Raw genomic sequence first — 17692 nt, forward strand, 5'->3', positions numbered from 1 at the left:
CTGTCGCCAGAGGGGCAGGCGGCGCACCGGGGCGCCGCCTGCCTGGCATGGCCTCAGCCCGCCGCGAACGCCTTGCGCGCGGCGTCGAGCGTGGCCGCCAGGATGGCGTCGTCGTGCTGCGCCGAGACAAAGCCGGCCTCGAAGGCCGACGGCGCCAGGTAGACGCCGTGATCCAGCATGGCGTGGAAGAAGCGGTTGAAGCGCGCGGTGTCGCTCCTGGTTACCTCGGCGAAGCTGCACGGCACGCCGTCGCGGAAGTAGATCCCGAACATGCCGCCGATGGCATCCGCCGCGAACGGCACGCCCGCGGCCTTGGCGGCCTCGGCCAGGCCGTCGGCCAGCTTGCGGGTCTGGGTGGCCAGGCGCTCATAGAAGCCGGGTGCCTGGATCAGCTTGAGCGTGGCCAGGCCCGCGGCCACCGCCAGCGGGTTGCCCGAGAGCGTGCCGGCCTGGTAGACGCCGCCCAGCGGCGCCAGCTTGGCCATGATGTCGCGGCGCCCGCCAAAGGCCGCCGCCGGCATGCCGCCGCCGATCACCTTGCCCAGGCAGGTCAGGTCGGGCCGGATGCCGTAGTGCGCCTGCGCGCCGCCCAGCGCCACGCGGAAGCCGGTCATGACCTCGTCCAGGATCAGCACCGCGCCGTCGCGGGTGCACAGGTCGCGCATGGCCTTCAGGAAGGCATCGGTGGCGCGCACCAGGTTCATGTTGCCGGCCACCGGCTCGACGATCACCGCGGCGATCTCGCCGGCATGCCTGGCGAAGGCCTGTTCCAGCTGCTCGACGTTGTTGTACTCCAGCACCATGGTGTGGCGCGTCACGTCGGCCGGCACGCCGGCTGACGACGGCGCGTTCTGGGTGGTGTCGGCAAAGGTCAGCAGGCCGGAGCCGGCCTTGACCAGCAGGCTGTCGGCGTGGCCGTGGTAGCAGCCTTCGAACTTGATGATCAGGTCGCGGCCGGTGAAGCCGCGCGCCAGCCGCAGTGCGCTCATGGTGGCTTCGGTGCCGGAGGAGACCAGCCGCACCTGCTCGATCGACGGCACCAGCTTGCAGATTTCCTCGGCCATGGTGATCTCGGCCTCGGTCGGGGCACCGAACGAGAAGCTGTGCGCGGCGGTTTCCTGTACCGCACGCACCACTTCCGGGTGGGCGTGGCCCACGATCATCGGGCCCCAGGAGCCGATGTAGTCGATATAGCGCTGCCCGTCGGCGTCCCACATATAGGCGCCTTCGGCACGCGTGATGAAGCGCGGCGTGCCGCCCACCGAGCGGAAGGCGCGCACGGGCGAGTTGACGCCCCCGGGAATGGTCTGCTGGGCGCGGTCGAAGAGCTGCTGATTACGGGACATGGCGTTGAGGTGAGGACAAGGACTGCAGGGATCGTGTGCGGCGGGCCCGGGCCTTATCGTTGACATGCAGCAAAAACAGCGGAAATTCGCTGCAATTGCCGGCCAATCAGGCGCTAACAGGGCGCTAACATGCGCGAACACGGCGGATCTGGCACGATTCTGGCGGCCGCCGGCTGGCGCCGGCGGCACGGTTTCGGTACCATCTGCGCTGGATTTTAATGGAGAGTGGCCAGAGCCTGTTATGGAATACAAGACTTGGATGTGCCTGATCTGCGGCTGGATCTACGATGAAGCCGCAGGCGCGCCGGAAGACGGCATCGCCCCCGGAACCCGGTGGGAAGACGTGCCCATCAACTGGACCTGCCCGGAATGCGGTGCGCGCAAGGAAGATTTCGAGATGGTCGCCATCTGAGGCGGCGTCCCCCAGAAGAACAATTACCGGGCGCGCGTCGCGCCGATGCGACAGAACGCCGGCCGGCCGCGGCCGGACCGGATTGACGGCCCCCCGGCGTCTTGTCACACTCTGTTGCAAAATGACTGCCCGTCCCTCTGCCTCTGGCTGGGAGGACGGTAGGCAGGTGCGGGTTCCACGCACCGCCGCTGCCGGGCACAGCCCGGCCTTGGAAGGGAAACAAAAATTGTCGGGGGTCCGTCGGGGCGCGCATGGGGTCGCGCTGCTCCGCACGGGTGTTCTCTAGTGCTTGCCGGCGCTCCGCAAGGGGCAGCTGGTCGCGGGAACAACAATGCGGGTCGCTCAAACAGAAGAAAACCAGCGGGTCAATACCGCCGGCGCCCAGGGTGTGGCGCCTGGCGTTTCCATTCCGGACACCACGGCGCCGCCGCGCCGCAAGGTGCTGGTCATTGATGATTCCAGCACCATCCGCCGCACCGCGGAGATCTTCCTGTCGCAGGCGGGATACCAGGTGGTGCTGGCCGAAGACGGCTTCGAGGCGCTGGCCAAGGTGGGCGAGCTGCACCCGGACCTGGTCTTCTGCGACATCCTGATGCCCCGCCTGGACGGGTACCAGACCTGCTCCCTGATCAAGAAGAGTCCGCGCTTTCACGCCATCCCCGTGATCATGCTGTCCTCGCGCGACGGCGTGTTCGACCGCTCGCGCGGCCGCCTGGTCGGCGCGCACGACCATCTAGCCAAGCCTTTTACCCGCGAAGCGCTGCTGCACGCCGTGCAGGCCTGTCTGCCATGCCAGGCCGCGGGCCACGTGCTGCCTGCCTGAAGCGCATGCACGCGACGCCATGTACGAATCGAAGGAAAACCTCATGACTGCCATCAACAAGATCCTGATCGTCGACGACTCCCCCACCGAAGCCCTGTTCATGTCCGACCTGCTCGGCAAGCGCGGCTTCAAGGTCTCGGTTGCCAGCAACAGCGACCAGGCCTTCGCGCGCCTGCAGGCCGAGAGCTTCGACCTGATCCTGATGGACGTGGTGATGCCCGGCCAGAACGGCTACCAGGCCACCCGCGCGATCAAGCGCGACGACCGCTTCAAGGACATCCCCGTGATCATGTGCACCAGCAAGGGCCTGGACACCGACCGCATCTGGGGCATGCGCCAGGGCGCGTCTGACTACATCGTCAAGCCCGTCGACGGCGAAGAGCTGCTGGGCAAGATCGCCGCGCTGGCGCACTGAGCTGCCAGCGCAGGCCGTACGGGAAGCCACTGCCACCTGTTCCGGGGACCGCCAGATGAATGCGCCACGCCAAGACCTCCGCGCCCGCCAGACCCGTCTGCAGGACTACCAGGCCATGCTGGCCCGGCGCCTGCGCGAGGCGCGCAGCCTGCCCGCGCCCGACAGCTACCTGGCGCTGCAGGTGGGCGCGCGCAACTGGCTGCTGCCGCTGGCCGATACCGGTGAGGTGCTCGACATGCGCCCGCCCAGCCCGGTGCCGCTGACGCAGCCGTGGTACAGCGGCCTGGTCAATGCGCGCGGCAGCCTGCTGGGCGTGATCGATTTCAGCCTGTTCTGCGGCGGCGCGCCAACGCCGCTGCAGCCCGGCAGCAAGATCGTGGTGCTGTCGCGCCAGGTGGAGCGCGCCTGCGCGATCCTGGCCACGCGCGTGGCGGGTTTGCGCCATGCCGCCGACCTGAGCCTGCCGCACGGCGATGCGCCACCACCGGCCGGCACGCCGGCATGGGAAGGGCAACGCTTTGCCGACCGCGACGGGCGTGACTGGCAGGTGCTGGACGTGCGCGCGCTGCTGGACGCGCCGGCCTTTCTGCAGGTGGGACGGGTTGCGGCCTGAGGCCCGCCGCCAATTACAAGATACAAGAATGACGCGCAGGCCACGGCCTGCGGCACCCGGCACGAGCCGCCGGGCATGACAACGAAAAAAACGGAAGAGGGTGCCATGGGTTTCAAGAAATTCAGCCTGGGCCGGCGCACGCCGGCAGCCGAAGCAGCCAGCGGCCTGGCGGGCGGGCCCGGCATGGCCTATGCGGGCGGCCCGGAACCCGCACCGGCACCCCCATCCGCCGACGGCCTGGGCGCCACGCCAATGGAGCATGTCACGCGCTGGCTTGGGCGCATGCCGTTCTCGTCGCAGCAGCGGCTGCTAACGGTGGGCGTGGTGGTGTCGCTGGTGGCACTGCTTGGCTCGGTGTACCTGGACAACCGCATCGCCAACAACGCCGCCGCGCAGATCGAGATCGCCGGCGACATGCTGATGCACTCGCAGCGCCTGGGCAAGGCGGTGCCGGTGGCGCTGCTAGGCAATGCGCAGGCCTTCACGCAGCTGCGCCAGTCGAAAGACGCGCTGGCAGGCGACCTGAAGGCGCTGCAGGAAGGCAGCGACGAGAAGCGCGTGCGCGCCACCAGCGGCGCGGCCGAACCGCTGCTCGAGACCGCGATGCAATCGTGGAAGCGCTCCGAGAAAAGCGCCGCCGACGTGCTGGCGCAGCAGCCGGTGCTGAACACCATTGGCCAGACGCTGCAGATCTTCAACGCCTCCAACCCTGAGCTGCTGGAGTCCGCCGAACAGGTCGCGGCAATTAAGCTGCAGTCCAGCGCCAACGCGCGCGAGGTGGCGGCCTCGGCGCAGCTGGTGATGCTGACGCAGCGCCTGGGCAAGAACCTGAACGAGTTCCTGGCCGGCGAAGGCGTCAACCCGGAAACCGCGTTCCTGCTGGGCAAGGACACCAACACCTTCCGCGAAACGCTGGACGGCCTGCTCAACGGCAGCGAGGCGCTGCGCCTGTCGGCGGCCGCCGACGAAGAAACGCGTGGCTACCTGAAGCAGCTGTCGCAGCGCTTTGAAGCGGTGCAGAAGACCACGCAGACCATCCTGCAGAATCTGCCGGGCCTGATTGCCGCCAAGCGCGCGCAACAGCAGATCTTCAACGACAACGAGGCGCTGCGCGGCGAGCTCTCGGCGCTGCAGCGTGCCTACGCGCAGTCGGCGCGCGTCCGCCCGGTGACGCTGGGCGCGACCGTGGTGTCGGCGGCCATGACGCTGCTGTGCCTGGTGGGCCTGGCGGCCCTGTACCTGCGCGATTCACGCATGCGCGCGCTGGAAGCCGAGGCGCGCGAGCGCGAGGCCGAGTCCCGCCGCCTGGACGAAAAGCGCAACAACGACAACACCCAGAAGGCGATTCTGCAGCTGATGAACGAGCTGCAGGACATCGCCGACGGCGACCTGACGCGCCAGGCCACGGTGACCGAGGACATCACCGGCGCCATTGCCGATTCGGTCAACTACACCGTGGAAGAACTGCGCGAGCTGGTCGGCCGGGTGCAGCAGACCGCCGGCGAGGTGACGCAGGCGTCGGGGCAGGTGCAGTCCACCTCGACCCAGCTGGTGTCAACCACCGAAGAGCAGTCGCGCCAGATCCGGCAGACCGGCGAATCGGTGGTGGACATGGCCGACCGCATCACGCAGGTGTCGCGCGGCGCGGCCGAGTCCGCCAACGTGGCGCGCGCCTCGCTGTCTGCCGCGGAGCAGGGCCAGCAGGCGGTGCAAAACGCCATCGCCGGCATGAACGATATCCGCGAGCAGATCCAGGAAACCTCCAAGCGCATCAAGCGCCTGGGCGAGTCGTCGCAGGAGATCGGTGAAATCGTCGAGCTGATCTCGGACATTACCGAGCAGACCAACGTGCTGGCACTGAACGCCGCCATCCAGGCCGCGTCCGCGGGCGAAGCCGGGCGCGGCTTCTCGGTGGTGGCCGAAGAAGTGCAGCGGCTGGCCGAACGCTCCGGCGAGGCCACCAAGCAGATCGGCGCGCTGATCCGCACCATCCAGACCGATACCCAGGACGCGGTGCACGCCATGGAGCGCAGCACGCAGGGCGTGGTGGAGGGGGCGCGGCTGTCGGACAACGCCGGTGCCGCACTGGTCGAGATCGGGCGCGTGTCGCGCCAGCTGGCCGAGCTGATCGAGCAGATCTCGCAGTCCACCTCACACGAGGCTGACCTGGCCACCACCGTGGCCCGCCATATCGAGCGCATCCTGCAGGTTACCGAGCAGACCACCACCGGCACGCGCCAGACCGCGCAGTCGGTGCGCCAGCTGACGCTGCTGACCGAAGAGCTGCGTAACTCCGTGTCGCGATTCAAGATCGCCTGAGTGGCCGGATGACGCCTGCGACCGCTTCCGCGCACCGCGGCCTTACCGGGCTTAGCGGCCACGCGCTCCATGCCAACTCCGCGCCTGCCGCCTGTTGCGGCAGGTCGCCCGCGGCCGCCTTCCGGGCGCCGCACTGGAAGCCGTCATGTCCCTGAATTTCCCTGTCCCGCGCGATGGCGCCGCAGCCGGCGCACCGGCTGACGCCGGCGCCGTGCCTGAGCCGGCTCCCGCGCCGCCGTCCGCGAGCGCGCCAGCTGTTTCCGATCCGGGCGCCCCCGCGCGCGACCTGTCTGGCCTGGCGTGGCTTGCGCCGAGCCTGCGCAGCGCGCTGGAAGACGCCGCCGCCGAGCTTGGCCACTATGTCGACGAGGTCCGCCAGGCGCCCGAAGCGCTGGGCGCGCGCGATACCACCTCACTGCGGCTGGCCGGCCAGCACCTGCACCAGGCCGCCGGCGCCGTGCATATCGTCGGGCTGCGCGGCACCGATCCGTATTGCCAGGCCCTGCGCCGCCTGCTCGAAGCCATCGACGCCGGCACCGTTGCCGCCGGCCCCGAGGCGCTGGCGGTATTCCGCGCCGGCGTGCAGGCGCTGGCCGAGTATGTCGACGACCTGATGGCCGGCGACGATGAAGCGCCGTTGCGCCTGTTCCAGCCCTATGCGGGCGTGCTGGCGCACCTGGGCGAAGAGCGCGTGCATCCGGCCGACCTGTGGCTCGATGAGCTGCAGATGCTGCCCGGCATGCTGCTGCCGGCGAGAGGTCCGGCGGCGGTCATGCGTGCGCGCCAGCAGTTTGAGTCAGCCTTGCTCAAGGCATTGCGCCTGCCTGCGCCGTGCCCCGACGCGGCGCTGCTGCGCGAAGCCTGGCTGCCGCTGTGCGCGGCGCTGGACGAGGTGCGCGCCAATGAGCAGGAGGCGCGCCGCGCGGCGGATCATCCGGATCGCGGGGTCTGGCATGTGCTGGGGCTGGTGTTCCGCGCGCTGGGCCTTGGCCTGTTGCCTTCCGACCTGCTGGCCAAGCGCTTTGCCGGCCGCGCCAACCTGCTGCTGCGCCAGTACCTGCAGGGCCATGTGCGCGTGCCGCAGGCGCTGCTCAACGACGCGGTGTTCCTGCTGGTCTGCACCGGCCTGGCCCGCGACGGGGCCGGTGACGGCGATGGCCTGGCTGCGCCGCGTGCCGATATTGCGCGCACGCTCGCGGCGTTCCGCCTCGACCCCGCACACGCGCTTGCCAATGCGGACTTCCGCCAGCGCTATTACGGCTGGCTCGACCCGATCGACACGCGCAACCTGCAGCAGGCCGCCGCCGGGCTGGAGCACGCCGCCGCCGGCGAACCGACCGGCTGGGAAACCGCGCTGGCCGCGCTGGCCGAAGCCGCGCAGCCGCTTGGGCAGCCGGCGCTGCAGCGCTGCCTGGCGCAGGCGGCCATGCACGGCGGGCAGCATCACCGTGGCGAGGCACTCGGCGCCTCCGGCATCGCGTTGTTTCTGGCGCGCGCGCTGGCGTTGCCGTGGCGCGTGCACGGGCAATCCGCCCATCCGGCGGCGGCGCGTTTTGCCGCGCAGTGCGAGGCGCTGGCGACATGCCTGGCCGATCCCGCCGCGAGCGCGCCCGCGTGGCTTGCGGGCATGGTCGACGAGGCGCGCGCCCAGGCGCTGCGCAGCGAGGCCGTGACGCAGCTGCGGGCGCAACTGGACAGCGGCGAATCGTGGCTGGACAGCTTCGACCGCAACGCGGCCCGCGCCGAAGGCGCCGGCCACCTGCGCGATGCGTGCCAGGCCTTTGCCGCGCTTGGCGCCACGCTGGCGCACTTGCAGTCGTCCGCCGCGCTGCCTGCAGCGCTGGTGGACGATGCCGCGCAGGCCGCCGCCGCGGTGCATTCCGTCAATGCGCGGCTGGCCGATCCGGGCGAACTCGCCGATGCCAGTACGCGCGCCGCGCTGCTGGGCGAAGTCGCGGCAGAGCTGGGCGCGGTCCATGCCTTTGCCGATGCGCTGGAATTCGGCCGCGTGCGGCGGGCCGATACGCTTGCCGACGCCGGCGAGCCCGATGCGCCGCGCGCCGCGCAGCATCCGCTGGCCGCCGCGCGCGCCGCCGCGGCCGAGGCGATCCAGGCCGGCCCCGTGCCCGATGCGCCGCCCGTGCAGCGCCTGCGTGCCGCGCTGCAGGCGCTGGCCGACCAGGCCACCATCGACGACGATGCCGCGCTGCGCCGCCAGGCCGCCGAAGCCACCATGCAATGCAATGCCTGGCTGGCCGGCAGCGATGATGCCGCAGGCAGGCTGGCACTGGCACTGGCCGAGCCGGCGGGGGCTGCGGCACCCGCGGCCGCGCCGGCCGCGGCGCAAGGCCTGCCGGCTGCCGGTGACAAGGCGGCGCTGGACGCCGAACTGCTCGACATCTTCCTGAACGAAGCCGACGAGGTGCTGAGTGGCATCGCAGGCGACCTCGGCTCGGGCGTTGAGGCGCTGCACGATGCCGATACGCTCAGCCGCGTGCGGCGCGCCTTCCATACGCTCAAGGGCTCCAGCCGCATGGTCGGACTGCATCGCTATGGCGAAGCGGCCTGGGCGGTCGAGCAGGTCATGAACCTATGGATTGCCGAGGCGCGCGAGCCGGTGCCGGCGCTGCTGTCGCTGCTGCGCCGCGCGCATGCCGAGCTGTCGGCGTGGGTCGCACAGCTGCATCGCGATGCGGCGACCTGGCACGACATCGCGCCGCTGGTGGCAGCCGCCGAGGCGGTGCGCGACCCGGCCGCCGCGCAGGCCGCGGACGAACTGCCAGTGTTGCCCGGAGCGGCTGCTGAAGCGCCGCCCGAGCCGGCCGCCGAGACTGCCGATCACACCGGCGCCGATGCCGTCGGGCACGGCGAAGACAATGTGATCCCGTTCCGCCTGTCCGGCGGCCTGTCGGACGAGGACGACCACTACAAGGTCATCGGACCGGTGCGCATCGGCCTGGCGCTCTACAACGTCTACCTGCAGGAGGCCGACGACCTGCTGCGCCAGTTCGCCACCGATATCTCCGAATGGCGGCATGAAGGCCATCCGTGCCCGAGCGAACTGGGGCTGCGCGTCGCCCACACGCTGCAGGGCAGTGCGTCCACCGTCGGACTGGAACCCGTGCGTGAGATCGCCGAGGCGCTGGAGGCCCTGCTGCTGCAGCTGGGCTCGCACCCGGTGGCGATGCACCCGGGCGATTTCCGCCTGCTGGAGCAGGCGGTCGAGCGCCTGCGTGGCATGCTGCACCAGTTTGCCGCGGGCGTCTGGCCGGATGCCGATGCCGGCCTGCGCCGCAGCCTGGTTGAGTTTGGCGAGCGCGCGCTGCTGCGTCCGCGCGTGGCGGTGCCCGCCGAGCCGGATGGCTCGGTCGCGCAGCTGCTGGGCCAGTTGCCGCCGGCGCAGGAAGACCAGCCGGAGCCGGCGGCATCGCCCGGGCCGGAGGCCGCACAGCCACTGGCCACGCCGCATGACGCGGTCGTTATCGCGCTGCCGACCCCGCACCGGGCGCCCCTTGCGCCGGTATCGGACGAGGGCGGCGCCCCGGATCCGGCGCTGGTCCAGATCTTCCTGGAAGAGGCACAAGGCACGCTGCCCGAGCTGGGCAAGCTGCTGCGCGGCTGGGAAGCCGCGCCGGAAGACTCGCGCCACGGCGGCCTGGTGCTGCGCGCGCTGCATACGCTCAAGGGCAGTGCGCGCATGGCAGGTGCCATGGCACTGGGCCAGGCCGCGCATGAAATGGAGACGCTGCTCGACGCCAGCCTGCGCGGGCAGGGACAGCAGGCCGTCGGGCCGAAGCTGTTCGAGCGGCTCTATGCCTGGTACGACCGCATCCTGGCGCATGTCGAGGCGCTGCCGTCCGGCCGCCTGCTGCCCGCGGACGACCCGGACGTGGTCAACGGCCTGGCCGAGGTGCCGGAGGACGCGCAGGCCGATGCGCCGCTGCCGCAGGCAGATGCCGTGGTCGAGGCGGTGCCCGCCGCCAGCCTGCCCGCCATGCCGGGGCCGGCAGACGTGATGGTGGCGATGCCGCCGGCCGTGCCCGCCGAGCCGCAACGCGCGCTGGTGCGTGTGCAGGCGCGCGCGCTCGACACGCTGATCAATGAAGCCGGCGAGGTCGGCGCCACGCGCGCACGCCTGGACAGCGAACTGGAGGCGATGCGCGCCTACCTGGGCGAACTGAACGACAACGTCGCGCGCTTGCGCGGGCAGTTGCGCGAAATCGAGATCCAGGCTGAATCGCAGATGGCGTCGCGCATTGCCGACGCGCAGCACAAGCAGGAATTCGATCCGCTCGAGTTCGACCGCTTCACGCGCTTCCAGGAGCTGACGCGGATGATGGCCGAGTCGGTCAACGACGTGGCCACCGTCGAGCAGAACCTGCAGCGCGGCTTTGACCGCGCCGCCGGCGACCTGGCCGCGCAGGCGCGCCTGACGCGCGGCATGCAGCGCGGGCTGATGCAGGCGCGCATGGTGCAGTTCGACGCGCTGGCCGAGCGCCTCTATCGCGTGGCACGCCAGGCCGCGGCCGAGACCGGCAAGGAAGTGCGCCTGTTGATCAAGGGCGGCACCGTGGAAATCGACCGCTCGGTGCTGGACCGCATGGCCGGCCCGATCGAGCACCTGATCCGCAATGCGGTGGTGCACGGCATCGAAGCCGCCGCGCCGCGCCGCGCCGCGGGCAAGGCCGCCACCGGCGCGCTGACGCTGGAGGTGCAGCAGGAAGGCAACGAGGTGGTGCTGCATTTCGTCGATGACGGCGGCGGGCTGGACCTGGCGCGCATCCGCGCGCGCGCGGTCGAGCGCTGTCTGCTGGCGCCGGACGACGACGCCAGCGAAGCGCGCCTGACCGAGCTGATCTTTGCGCCGGGCTTCTCCACTGCCGACGCGGTGTCGGAGCTGGCCGGCCGCGGCGTGGGCATGGACGTGGTGCGCGCCGAGACCGTGGCGCTGGGCGGACGCATCACGCTGGAGTCGAAGCCGGGGCAGGGCACCACCTTCACCGTACACCTGCCGCTGACCACGGCAATCACGCAGGTGCTGGTGATCTCGCTGGGCGCACGGCGCTATGCCGTGCCCAGTGGCATGATCGACCAGGTCCAGCAGCTGCGCGCCCCGGCGCTGCTGGATGCCTACAACCAGGGCCGCCTCACTGTGGCTGGCGCCGAGGTGCCGTTCTTCTACTTCGGCGCGCTGCTGGAGGAAGGCAACGCGGTCGCGGCCGGGCGCAAGTATTCGCCGGTGGTGTTGGTGCGCAGCGGCGCCGAGCGCGTGGCGGTGCATGTGGACGATGTGGTCGGCAACCGCGAAGTGGTGGTCAAGCACATCGGCCCGCACCTGGCGCGGCTGGAAGGCATTGCCGGCGCGACCACGCTGGGCGATGGCGAGATCGTGCTGATCTACAACCCGGTGGTGCTGGCGCAGCGCTTGGTGCGCGAACGCGGCCAGTTGGTGCCGCAGGCCTTGCCGCAGACGCCGGCGCTACCTGCCGTGCAGGCGCAGATGGGCGCGGTCGCGGAACTGGCGAGCGACGGCACCACCGAGCCGGTGCGTGGCCTGGCCGTGCAGCCGACCGTGATGGTGGTGGATGACTCGCTGACCGTGCGCAAGGCCACCCAGCGCCTGCTGGGCCGCGCCGGCTACCAGGTGGTGCTGGCGCGCGACGGTGTGGATGCGCTCAAGCAACTGCAGGATGTCATGCCGGACGCCATGCTGGTCGACATCGAGATGCCGCACATGGACGGCTTCGACCTGACGCGAAACGTGCGCTCCGACGCGCGCACCGCGCATATGCCGCTGGTGATGATCACCTCGCGCACGGCCGACAAGCACCGCCGCTATGCCGAGGAGATCGGCGTCAACGTGTACCTGGGCAAGCCTTACAACGAGGATGAACTGCTGGGCACGCTGCATCGGTTGCTGGGTGAGCGGGCGGCCGGTACGGCAGGGTCGGTGGCGCAGATGCTGGGGGACGGCCAGGCGGGCTGACGGTTTGCTCCCCTTTCCCGCTTGCGGGAGAGGGAGCATGCAGTTGGCATGCAAAGGGCAGCGGCGCGCTCAAGGGTCTGCCATGCAAAAGGCTCGACATCGCAAGATGCCGAGCCTTTTTTCCCTCCACCGGCGCGCCGTCCCGGCTGATTACCAGCGCATCTGCGCGTTCTTGCCGCCGGTGGTGACCGTCGCGGTCTTGGTCCGGCCCTGGTAAGTCGCCCGCACGTTGTACGTGCCCGACGGCGCCTTCAGCAAGCAGCGCGGACCGTCGGCGATAAAGCTGGCGACCTCCTTGCCGCCGCGCATCAGCTTGACGTCCACGTCGGACAGGTACTCGCCGCGCGCGCCCTGCGTGAACAGCAGGCTCATGTTGTACTTGCGCGCCTGCGATTGCAGCGCGACCTGCTCGTCTTCGGCGACACCGCCGCAGATATAGGCGACCGAGCCGGCCGTACGCTGGACCATGGCATCACGCGGCGGCGGCGGGGGCGGCGTGGTCAGCGGCGGGCGTGGCTGCGCGGGCGCTGCCATCGGCGGTGGCGCCGGCGCAGCTGGTGGCGTGCCGGTGGGCGCGGGTGCCGAGGATGCCATCGGCGGCGGTGCTGCCGTGGCAGGCGCCGCTATGCCCGGTGCGGGCTGTGTGGCAGGGGGCATGGTGTCGGCCGGCGGCGCGGCCGGCATCGTGGCACCCGGGGTCGGGGCCATGGTGCTGCCCGGGGCAACTGGCGCCGGGGCGGCAGGTGCAGGGTTGGTGTCTACCACCGGCGCCTGCGCATGGCTGGCAGCCGGCACCAGGGCCAGCAGCGCGACCACGCCGGCGCTGAGCGCGATCACCAGGCGCTTGACGCGCGAGCGGCGTGCCAAGCGCGCTTCGACAATTTCCAGCGAACGGGTAGGGGCAAACGGGAGCAGTTGCGGCATCGTGGCCTCCTTGGGCGAGCTTCGGAATCAGATGCCCCGGAGGACCCCGTGGGATCACTTCGGGTCTCTCTTTTCCATCCTAGGGCTCAAGGGTGGGCAACAGTGCCGGGGTTGGTCCTACATCCGCGTCAGCCGACGGCGCATTGTGGCCCGCAGGCGGCGTGCGAGCGACTTCGCAGGTACCGGAAGAAAAACGGCCCTTCCCGCAGGGGAAGGGCCGTTGACGGCGCGTGATCCTGGCGGGCGGGTTATTTCTGGCTCACCAGCCGCTTGGGCACCGACAGCGTCAGCGCCGCGCCCACCACCAGGCACGCGGCCAGCAGGTACATGCCCGAATCGGTGCTGTGGGTCAGGTCCTTGAGCCAGCCCACCGCATAGGGGCTGAGGAAACCAGCAAGGTTGCCCAGCGAGTTGATCAGCGCGATGCCCGCGGCCGCGCCAGTGCCGGCCAGAAAGGAAGTCGGCAGGCTCCAGAACAGCGGCAGCGTGGTCAGGATGCCGATGGTGGCCAGCGTCAGCGCCACCATTGCCAGCGTGGTGTCGCTATGCCATTGCACCGACAGCAGCAGGCCCAGCGAACCGGCCAGCGCGGGCAGCGCGATATGCCAGCGGCGCTCGCCGCTGCGGTCTGCGCTGTAGGCCACCAGCACCATGCCGACCACCGCGCAGCCATAGGGGATGGCGGTCAGCAGGCCGATATCGAGCGCGCCCTTGACGCCGGTCTGCTTGATGATGGTCGGCAGCCAGAAGCTGACGCCGTACAGGCCCATCACGAAGCAGAAGTAGATCGCGCTCATCAGCCAGACGCGCGGGCTGGACATCACGGTGCGGATCGGCGGGTCTTCCTTGTGCGCATCCTCGCTAGCGATATTGCGCTCCAGCAGCGCCTTCTCTTCCGGCGACAGCCACTTGGCGTGGGCGATGCGGTCGTCCAGGTAGGCCAGCACCCACAGGCCCACCAGGATCGACGGAATGCCCTCGAGCAGGAACATCCATTGCCAGCCGGACCAGCCGTTGTGGCCGTGGAAGGACTGCATGATCCAGCCTGACAGCGGCCCGCCGATTACGCCTGCCAGCGCGACCGCGGTCATGAAGTAGGTGGTGGTGCGCCCGCGCCGGTTGGCCGGGTACCAGTAGGTCAGGTACAGGATGATGCCGGGGAAGAAGCCTGCCTCGGCAATGCCCAGCAGGAAGCGCAGCACGTAGAACATGGTCGGCGTGGTGACGAACATCATCGCCGCCGAGATCGCGCCCCAGGTGATCATGATGCGCGCGATCCAGATGCGCGCGCCCACCTTGTGCAGGATCACGTTGCTGGGCACTTCGAACAGGAAGTAGCCGATAAAGAAGATGCCGGCGCCCAAGCCATAGATGGTCTCGCTGAACTGCAGGTCGTTGAGCATCTGCAGCTTGGCAAAGCCCACGTTGACGCGGTCCAGGTAGGCCACCACGTAGCACATCAAGAGGAAGGGCACCAGGCGCCAGCTGACCTTGCGGTAGGTGGCGTCTTCAAAGGCGGCGTCGCTGACGCCGGGGCTCACTGCGGTCGTTGTCATGCTGTCTCCTGAGGATATGGCGCTTCTGTGTGACGCGTTTTACAGCTACGGTACGACCGGCTCAGACGCAGCGGCCGCCGTCCACTTCGATGCAGGTGCCGGTGATAAAGGCCGCTTCGTCCGAGGCCAGGTACAGGCAGGCGTTGGCCACGTCCTGCGGGGTCGACATGCGGCCCATCGGGATGGTGGCAAGGAACCTGGCGCGGTTCTCGGGCGTATCGGGCATGCCCATGAATTCTTCGAGCAGTGCGGTGGCGCCGATCACCGGGTTGACGCAGTTGACGCGGATATTGTCCTTGCCGAGTTCCGCGGCCATGGCCTTGCTGGCGGTGATCACCGCGCCCTTGCTGCCGTTGTACCAGACCAGGCCCGGGCGCGGCCGGATGCCGGCGGTGGAGGCGATATTGACGAACACGCCGCCGCCGCGCTGGCGGAAGTGCGGGATAAAGGCGCGCGCCGACCAGTAGATGCTCTTGAGGTTGACGGCGTAGACGCGGTCGAACTCCTCCTCGGTGACTTCGAGGATGGGCTTGTTGCGATGGGTCGTGCCGGCGTTGTTGACCACGATATGCACGTCGCCGAAGGTGGCCAGCGCGGCTTCGCGCATGGCTTCGGTGTCGGCTTCGCGCGAGACGTCGGCGCGCACCGCGCGGGCCCGGCCGCCGGCGTCGCGGATCGCGGCGGCGACGCGTTCGGCGGCTTCCTCGCGCAGGTCGGCGACCACCACGTTGGCGCCTTCGCGCGCGAAGGTGTGGGCAATGCCTTCGCCGAACCCGGAACCGCCGCCGGTGACGATCGCTACCTTGTTGGCCAGTCTCATGGCTTGTCTCCTGGTGTTGTGGTTATGTTCTGGTGATCAGTGCTGCGAGGGGTCTCAATGCCTAATGCGAGAACGGCCCCTGGCCGCGCAGTGCATTGGCAACCATCATCAGTGCCAGCAGGAAGGGCAGTGCCACATACAGGCACCAGTGCACGCGGTCGCCGACGACGTCGCCCCACTTGCGCTTGAAGACCTGCAGCCGCGGCATGCCGGAAGGATTGGTGGCGCGCTTGTTCCGCACATGCCACGCCATCCAGAAGAAGAAGATGGCAAAGGCGACGGACAGGAAATTGATGTTACCCATGTTGGATGGCGATGGTTTTCAGGGTGGTGAATCCGTACAGGGCCTCGAAGCCCTTCTCGCGGCCGTAGCCGGACTGGCCGGTGCCGCCGAAGGGCAGCTCCACGCCGCCGCCGGCACCGTAGTTGTTGATAAAGACCTGGCCCGCGCGCAGCTTGTGCGCCAGGCGCAGCTGGCGCCCGCCGTCGCGCGTCCAGACCCCGGCCACGAGCCCGTAGGGCGTGCCGTTGGCCAGTGCGATGGCTTCGGCCTCGGTGTCGAACGGCATGGCGGCCAGCAGCGGGCCGAACACTTCTTCCTGCGCTAGCCGGTGCGCCGGCGGCACGTCGCGGAACAGCATCGGCACCTGGTAGTAGCCGGCCTCCGGCGCCTCGGCCACGATCTGGCCCTGAGCCATCACCGACACGCCGGCGTGCTGCGCATCGGAAACGAAATCCCACACGCGCTGCTGCTGCTTGCGGCTGATCAGCGGGCCGCATTCCAGGTCCAGCTCTGACGGGCCCACGCGCAGCGACTCGAACACCGACGCCAGTCGGTCGAGCAGCGCGTCATAGACTGGCCGCTCCACCAGCAGGCGGCTGCCGGCCGAGCAGGTCTGGCCGGCATTCTGCACGATGCCGTTGACTACCACCGGCACCAGCGTATCCAGGTCGGCATCGGCAAAGACGATCTGCGGCGACTTGCCGCCCAGCTCCAGCGTGACCGGCACGTGGTTCTCGGCGGCCAGCTGGGCCACCTGCTTGCCGGTCTGGGGCGAGCCGGTGAACGAGATATGGTTGATGCCCGGGTGGCGCGCCAGCGCGGCGCCGGCTTCATGGCCGTAGCCGGTGATGATATTGAGCGCACCTTCGGGCAGACCGGCCTCGGCGGCGATCTCGGCCACGCGCAGCAGCGACAGGCAGGCGTCCTCGGCCGGCTTGACCACGCAGGCGTTGCCGGTGGCCAGCGCCGCGCCCACGCTGCGCCCGAAGATCTGCAGCGGGTAGTTCCAAGGGATGATGTGGCCGGTTACGCCGTGCGGCTCGCGCACGGTCAGCACGGTGTAGCCGGGGTTGTAGGGGATGGTCTGGCCGTGCAGCTTGTCGACCGCGCCGGCGTAGAACTCGAAATAGCGGGCCACGGCGCGGGCATCGGCGCGCGCCTGGCGCAGCGGCTTGCCGGTGTCGCGGGCCTCGAGCGCGGCCAGCTCGTCCTCGTGGGCGATCAGCGCCACGGCGACGCGGTTGAGCAGGCGCACCCGCTCGGCTGGCGCCATCTGGCCCCAGGCGCCTTCGGCGGCCTGGCGGGCCGCATGGACGGCGACGTTGATATCGGTGGCGTTGCCGCGTGCGATCTCGGCGAACGGCTCGCCGTTGGACGGATCGAAGACCTTGATGCGCAGGCCGTTGTCGGGCGCGATCAGGCGGTTGGCGACGAAGTGCTGGGCGTGCATGGGTGGCTCCGGGGCAGCAGGTGCAACAGGGGGGGGCAGCACGGCGGCTGCACTATTCAGTGACGGCTGAAGAATGCGCCATTATCGCCGACACCGGCCAGCGTGCAATGCGCCTTGCCTGGCCCAGTTGTCAGCCTGCGGTCAGGCACGAGCCGCTATAATGCCCGCCATCCAACAACACACCGCAGGCATCTGGAGAATCGCATGAGCTTCAATCTCGTGTCCCCGGGCAAGGACATCCCCAACGATTTCAACGTCATCATCGAGATCTCGGCCCAGAGCGATCCGGTGAAGTACGAGGCAGACAAGGAAACCGGCCTGCTGTTCGTCGACCGCTTTATCGGCACCGGCATGCGCTATCCGGCCAACTATGGCTACATCCCGCAGACGCTGTCGGGCGATGGCGACCCGGTGGATGTGCTGGTGCTGTCGCCGTTCCCGATCCTGGCCGGCGCCGTGGTGCGCTGCCGTGCACTCGGGATGCTGAAGATGACCGACGAGTCGGGCGTGGACGCCAAGCTGGTGGCCGTACCCCTGGATAAGCTGTCGCCGGCCACCGCCTACATGAAGGGCCTGTCGGACGTGCCGCAGAATCAGCTGGACCAGATCAAGCACTTCTTTGAGCACTACAAGGCACTGGAAGCCGGCAAGTGGGTCAAGGTCGAAGGCTGGGCCGGCATCGAGGAAGCCCACAAGGAAATCACCGACGGCGTGGCCAACTACAAGAAGTAAGCTGAACCTCCGC

13 protein-coding genes are annotated in these 17692 nt (G+C 69.5%); 7 read left to right on the forward strand and 6 right to left on the reverse strand.

Going from position 1 to position 17692, the window contains the following annotated elements:
• Positions 1-53 precede the first annotated feature (53 nt).
• The gene (gene hemL / locus KB879_RS03925) at positions 54-1346 is read right to left on the reverse strand and encodes a glutamate-1-semialdehyde 2,1-aminomutase (protein WP_013955789.1); all 1293 of its coding nucleotides are present in this window, start codon (positions 1344-1346) and stop codon (positions 54-56) included.
• A gap of 241 nt (positions 1347-1587) precedes the next feature.
• Here hemL and KB879_RS03930 point away from each other — a divergent pair, with 241 nt between their 5' ends.
• The 6 genes from KB879_RS03930 (at position 1588) to KB879_RS03955 (ending at position 11914) form a co-directional block, all read left to right on the forward strand.
• Entirely contained in the window at positions 1588-1758 is a 171-nt protein-coding gene (locus tag KB879_RS03930; RefSeq protein ID WP_010813017.1) for a rubredoxin, read from the forward strand.
• Between the two features lie 331 nt (positions 1759-2089).
• Positions 2090-2581, forward strand: coding sequence for a response regulator (locus tag KB879_RS03935; protein WP_249221249.1), 492 nt, complete (start codon positions 2090-2092; stop codon positions 2579-2581).
• 43 nt (positions 2582-2624) lie between these two features.
• On the forward strand, positions 2625-2996 hold the full coding sequence (locus KB879_RS03940) for a PleD family two-component system response regulator (protein WP_010813015.1): 372 nt from the start codon (positions 2625-2627) through the stop codon (positions 2994-2996).
• A 55-nt stretch (positions 2997-3051) separates the two neighbouring features.
• Entirely contained in the window at positions 3052-3609 is a 558-nt protein-coding gene (locus KB879_RS03945; RefSeq protein WP_211980808.1) for a chemotaxis protein CheW, read from the forward strand.
• Positions 3610-3714: 105 nt separating this feature from the next.
• Positions 3715-5928, forward strand: coding sequence for a methyl-accepting chemotaxis protein (locus KB879_RS03950; RefSeq protein ID WP_153954890.1), 2214 nt, complete (start codon positions 3715-3717; stop codon positions 5926-5928).
• A gap of 145 nt (positions 5929-6073) precedes the next feature.
• Complete coding sequence (locus KB879_RS03955; protein ID WP_211980809.1) at positions 6074-11914, forward strand: Hpt domain-containing protein; 5841 nt, start codon at positions 6074-6076, stop codon at positions 11912-11914.
• Positions 11915-12064: 150 nt separating this feature from the next.
• On the opposite strand, the gene KB879_RS03960 is transcribed toward KB879_RS03955, so the two are convergent.
• From KB879_RS03960 to KB879_RS03980, 5 genes are all read right to left on the reverse strand, one after another.
• Positions 12065-12838: a hypothetical protein gene (locus tag KB879_RS03960; RefSeq protein ID WP_211980810.1), complete on the reverse strand. Its 774-nt coding sequence runs from the start codon at positions 12836-12838 to the stop codon at positions 12065-12067.
• 248 nt (positions 12839-13086) lie between these two features.
• Entirely contained in the window at positions 13087-14394 is a 1308-nt protein-coding gene (locus KB879_RS03965; protein WP_013955795.1) for an MFS transporter, read from the reverse strand.
• 61 nt (positions 14395-14455) lie between these two features.
• Positions 14456-15214, reverse strand: a complete 759-nt coding sequence (locus KB879_RS03970; protein ID WP_153954861.1) for an SDR family oxidoreductase — start codon at positions 15212-15214, stop codon at positions 14456-14458.
• 61 nt (positions 15215-15275) lie between these two features.
• Complete coding sequence (locus KB879_RS03975) at positions 15276-15518, reverse strand: hypothetical protein (RefSeq protein ID WP_013955797.1); 243 nt, start codon at positions 15516-15518, stop codon at positions 15276-15278.
• On the reverse strand, positions 15511-16947 hold the full coding sequence (locus tag KB879_RS03980) for an aldehyde dehydrogenase family protein (protein WP_153954860.1): 1437 nt from the start codon (positions 16945-16947) through the stop codon (positions 15511-15513). The genes KB879_RS03975 and KB879_RS03980 overlap by 8 nt, the downstream gene beginning before the upstream one ends.
• A 204-nt stretch (positions 16948-17151) precedes the next feature.
• Here KB879_RS03980 and ppa point away from each other — a divergent pair, with 204 nt between their 5' ends.
• Positions 17152-17679, forward strand: a complete 528-nt coding sequence (gene ppa / locus KB879_RS03985; RefSeq protein ID WP_013955799.1) for an inorganic diphosphatase — start codon at positions 17152-17154, stop codon at positions 17677-17679.
• The last annotated feature ends 13 nt before the right edge of the window (positions 17680-17692 follow it).

This window comes from Cupriavidus sp. KK10 (genome assembly GCF_018223725.1).
In the GTDB taxonomy this organism is placed as follows: Bacteria; Pseudomonadota; Gammaproteobacteria; order Burkholderiales; family Burkholderiaceae; genus Cupriavidus; species Cupriavidus necator.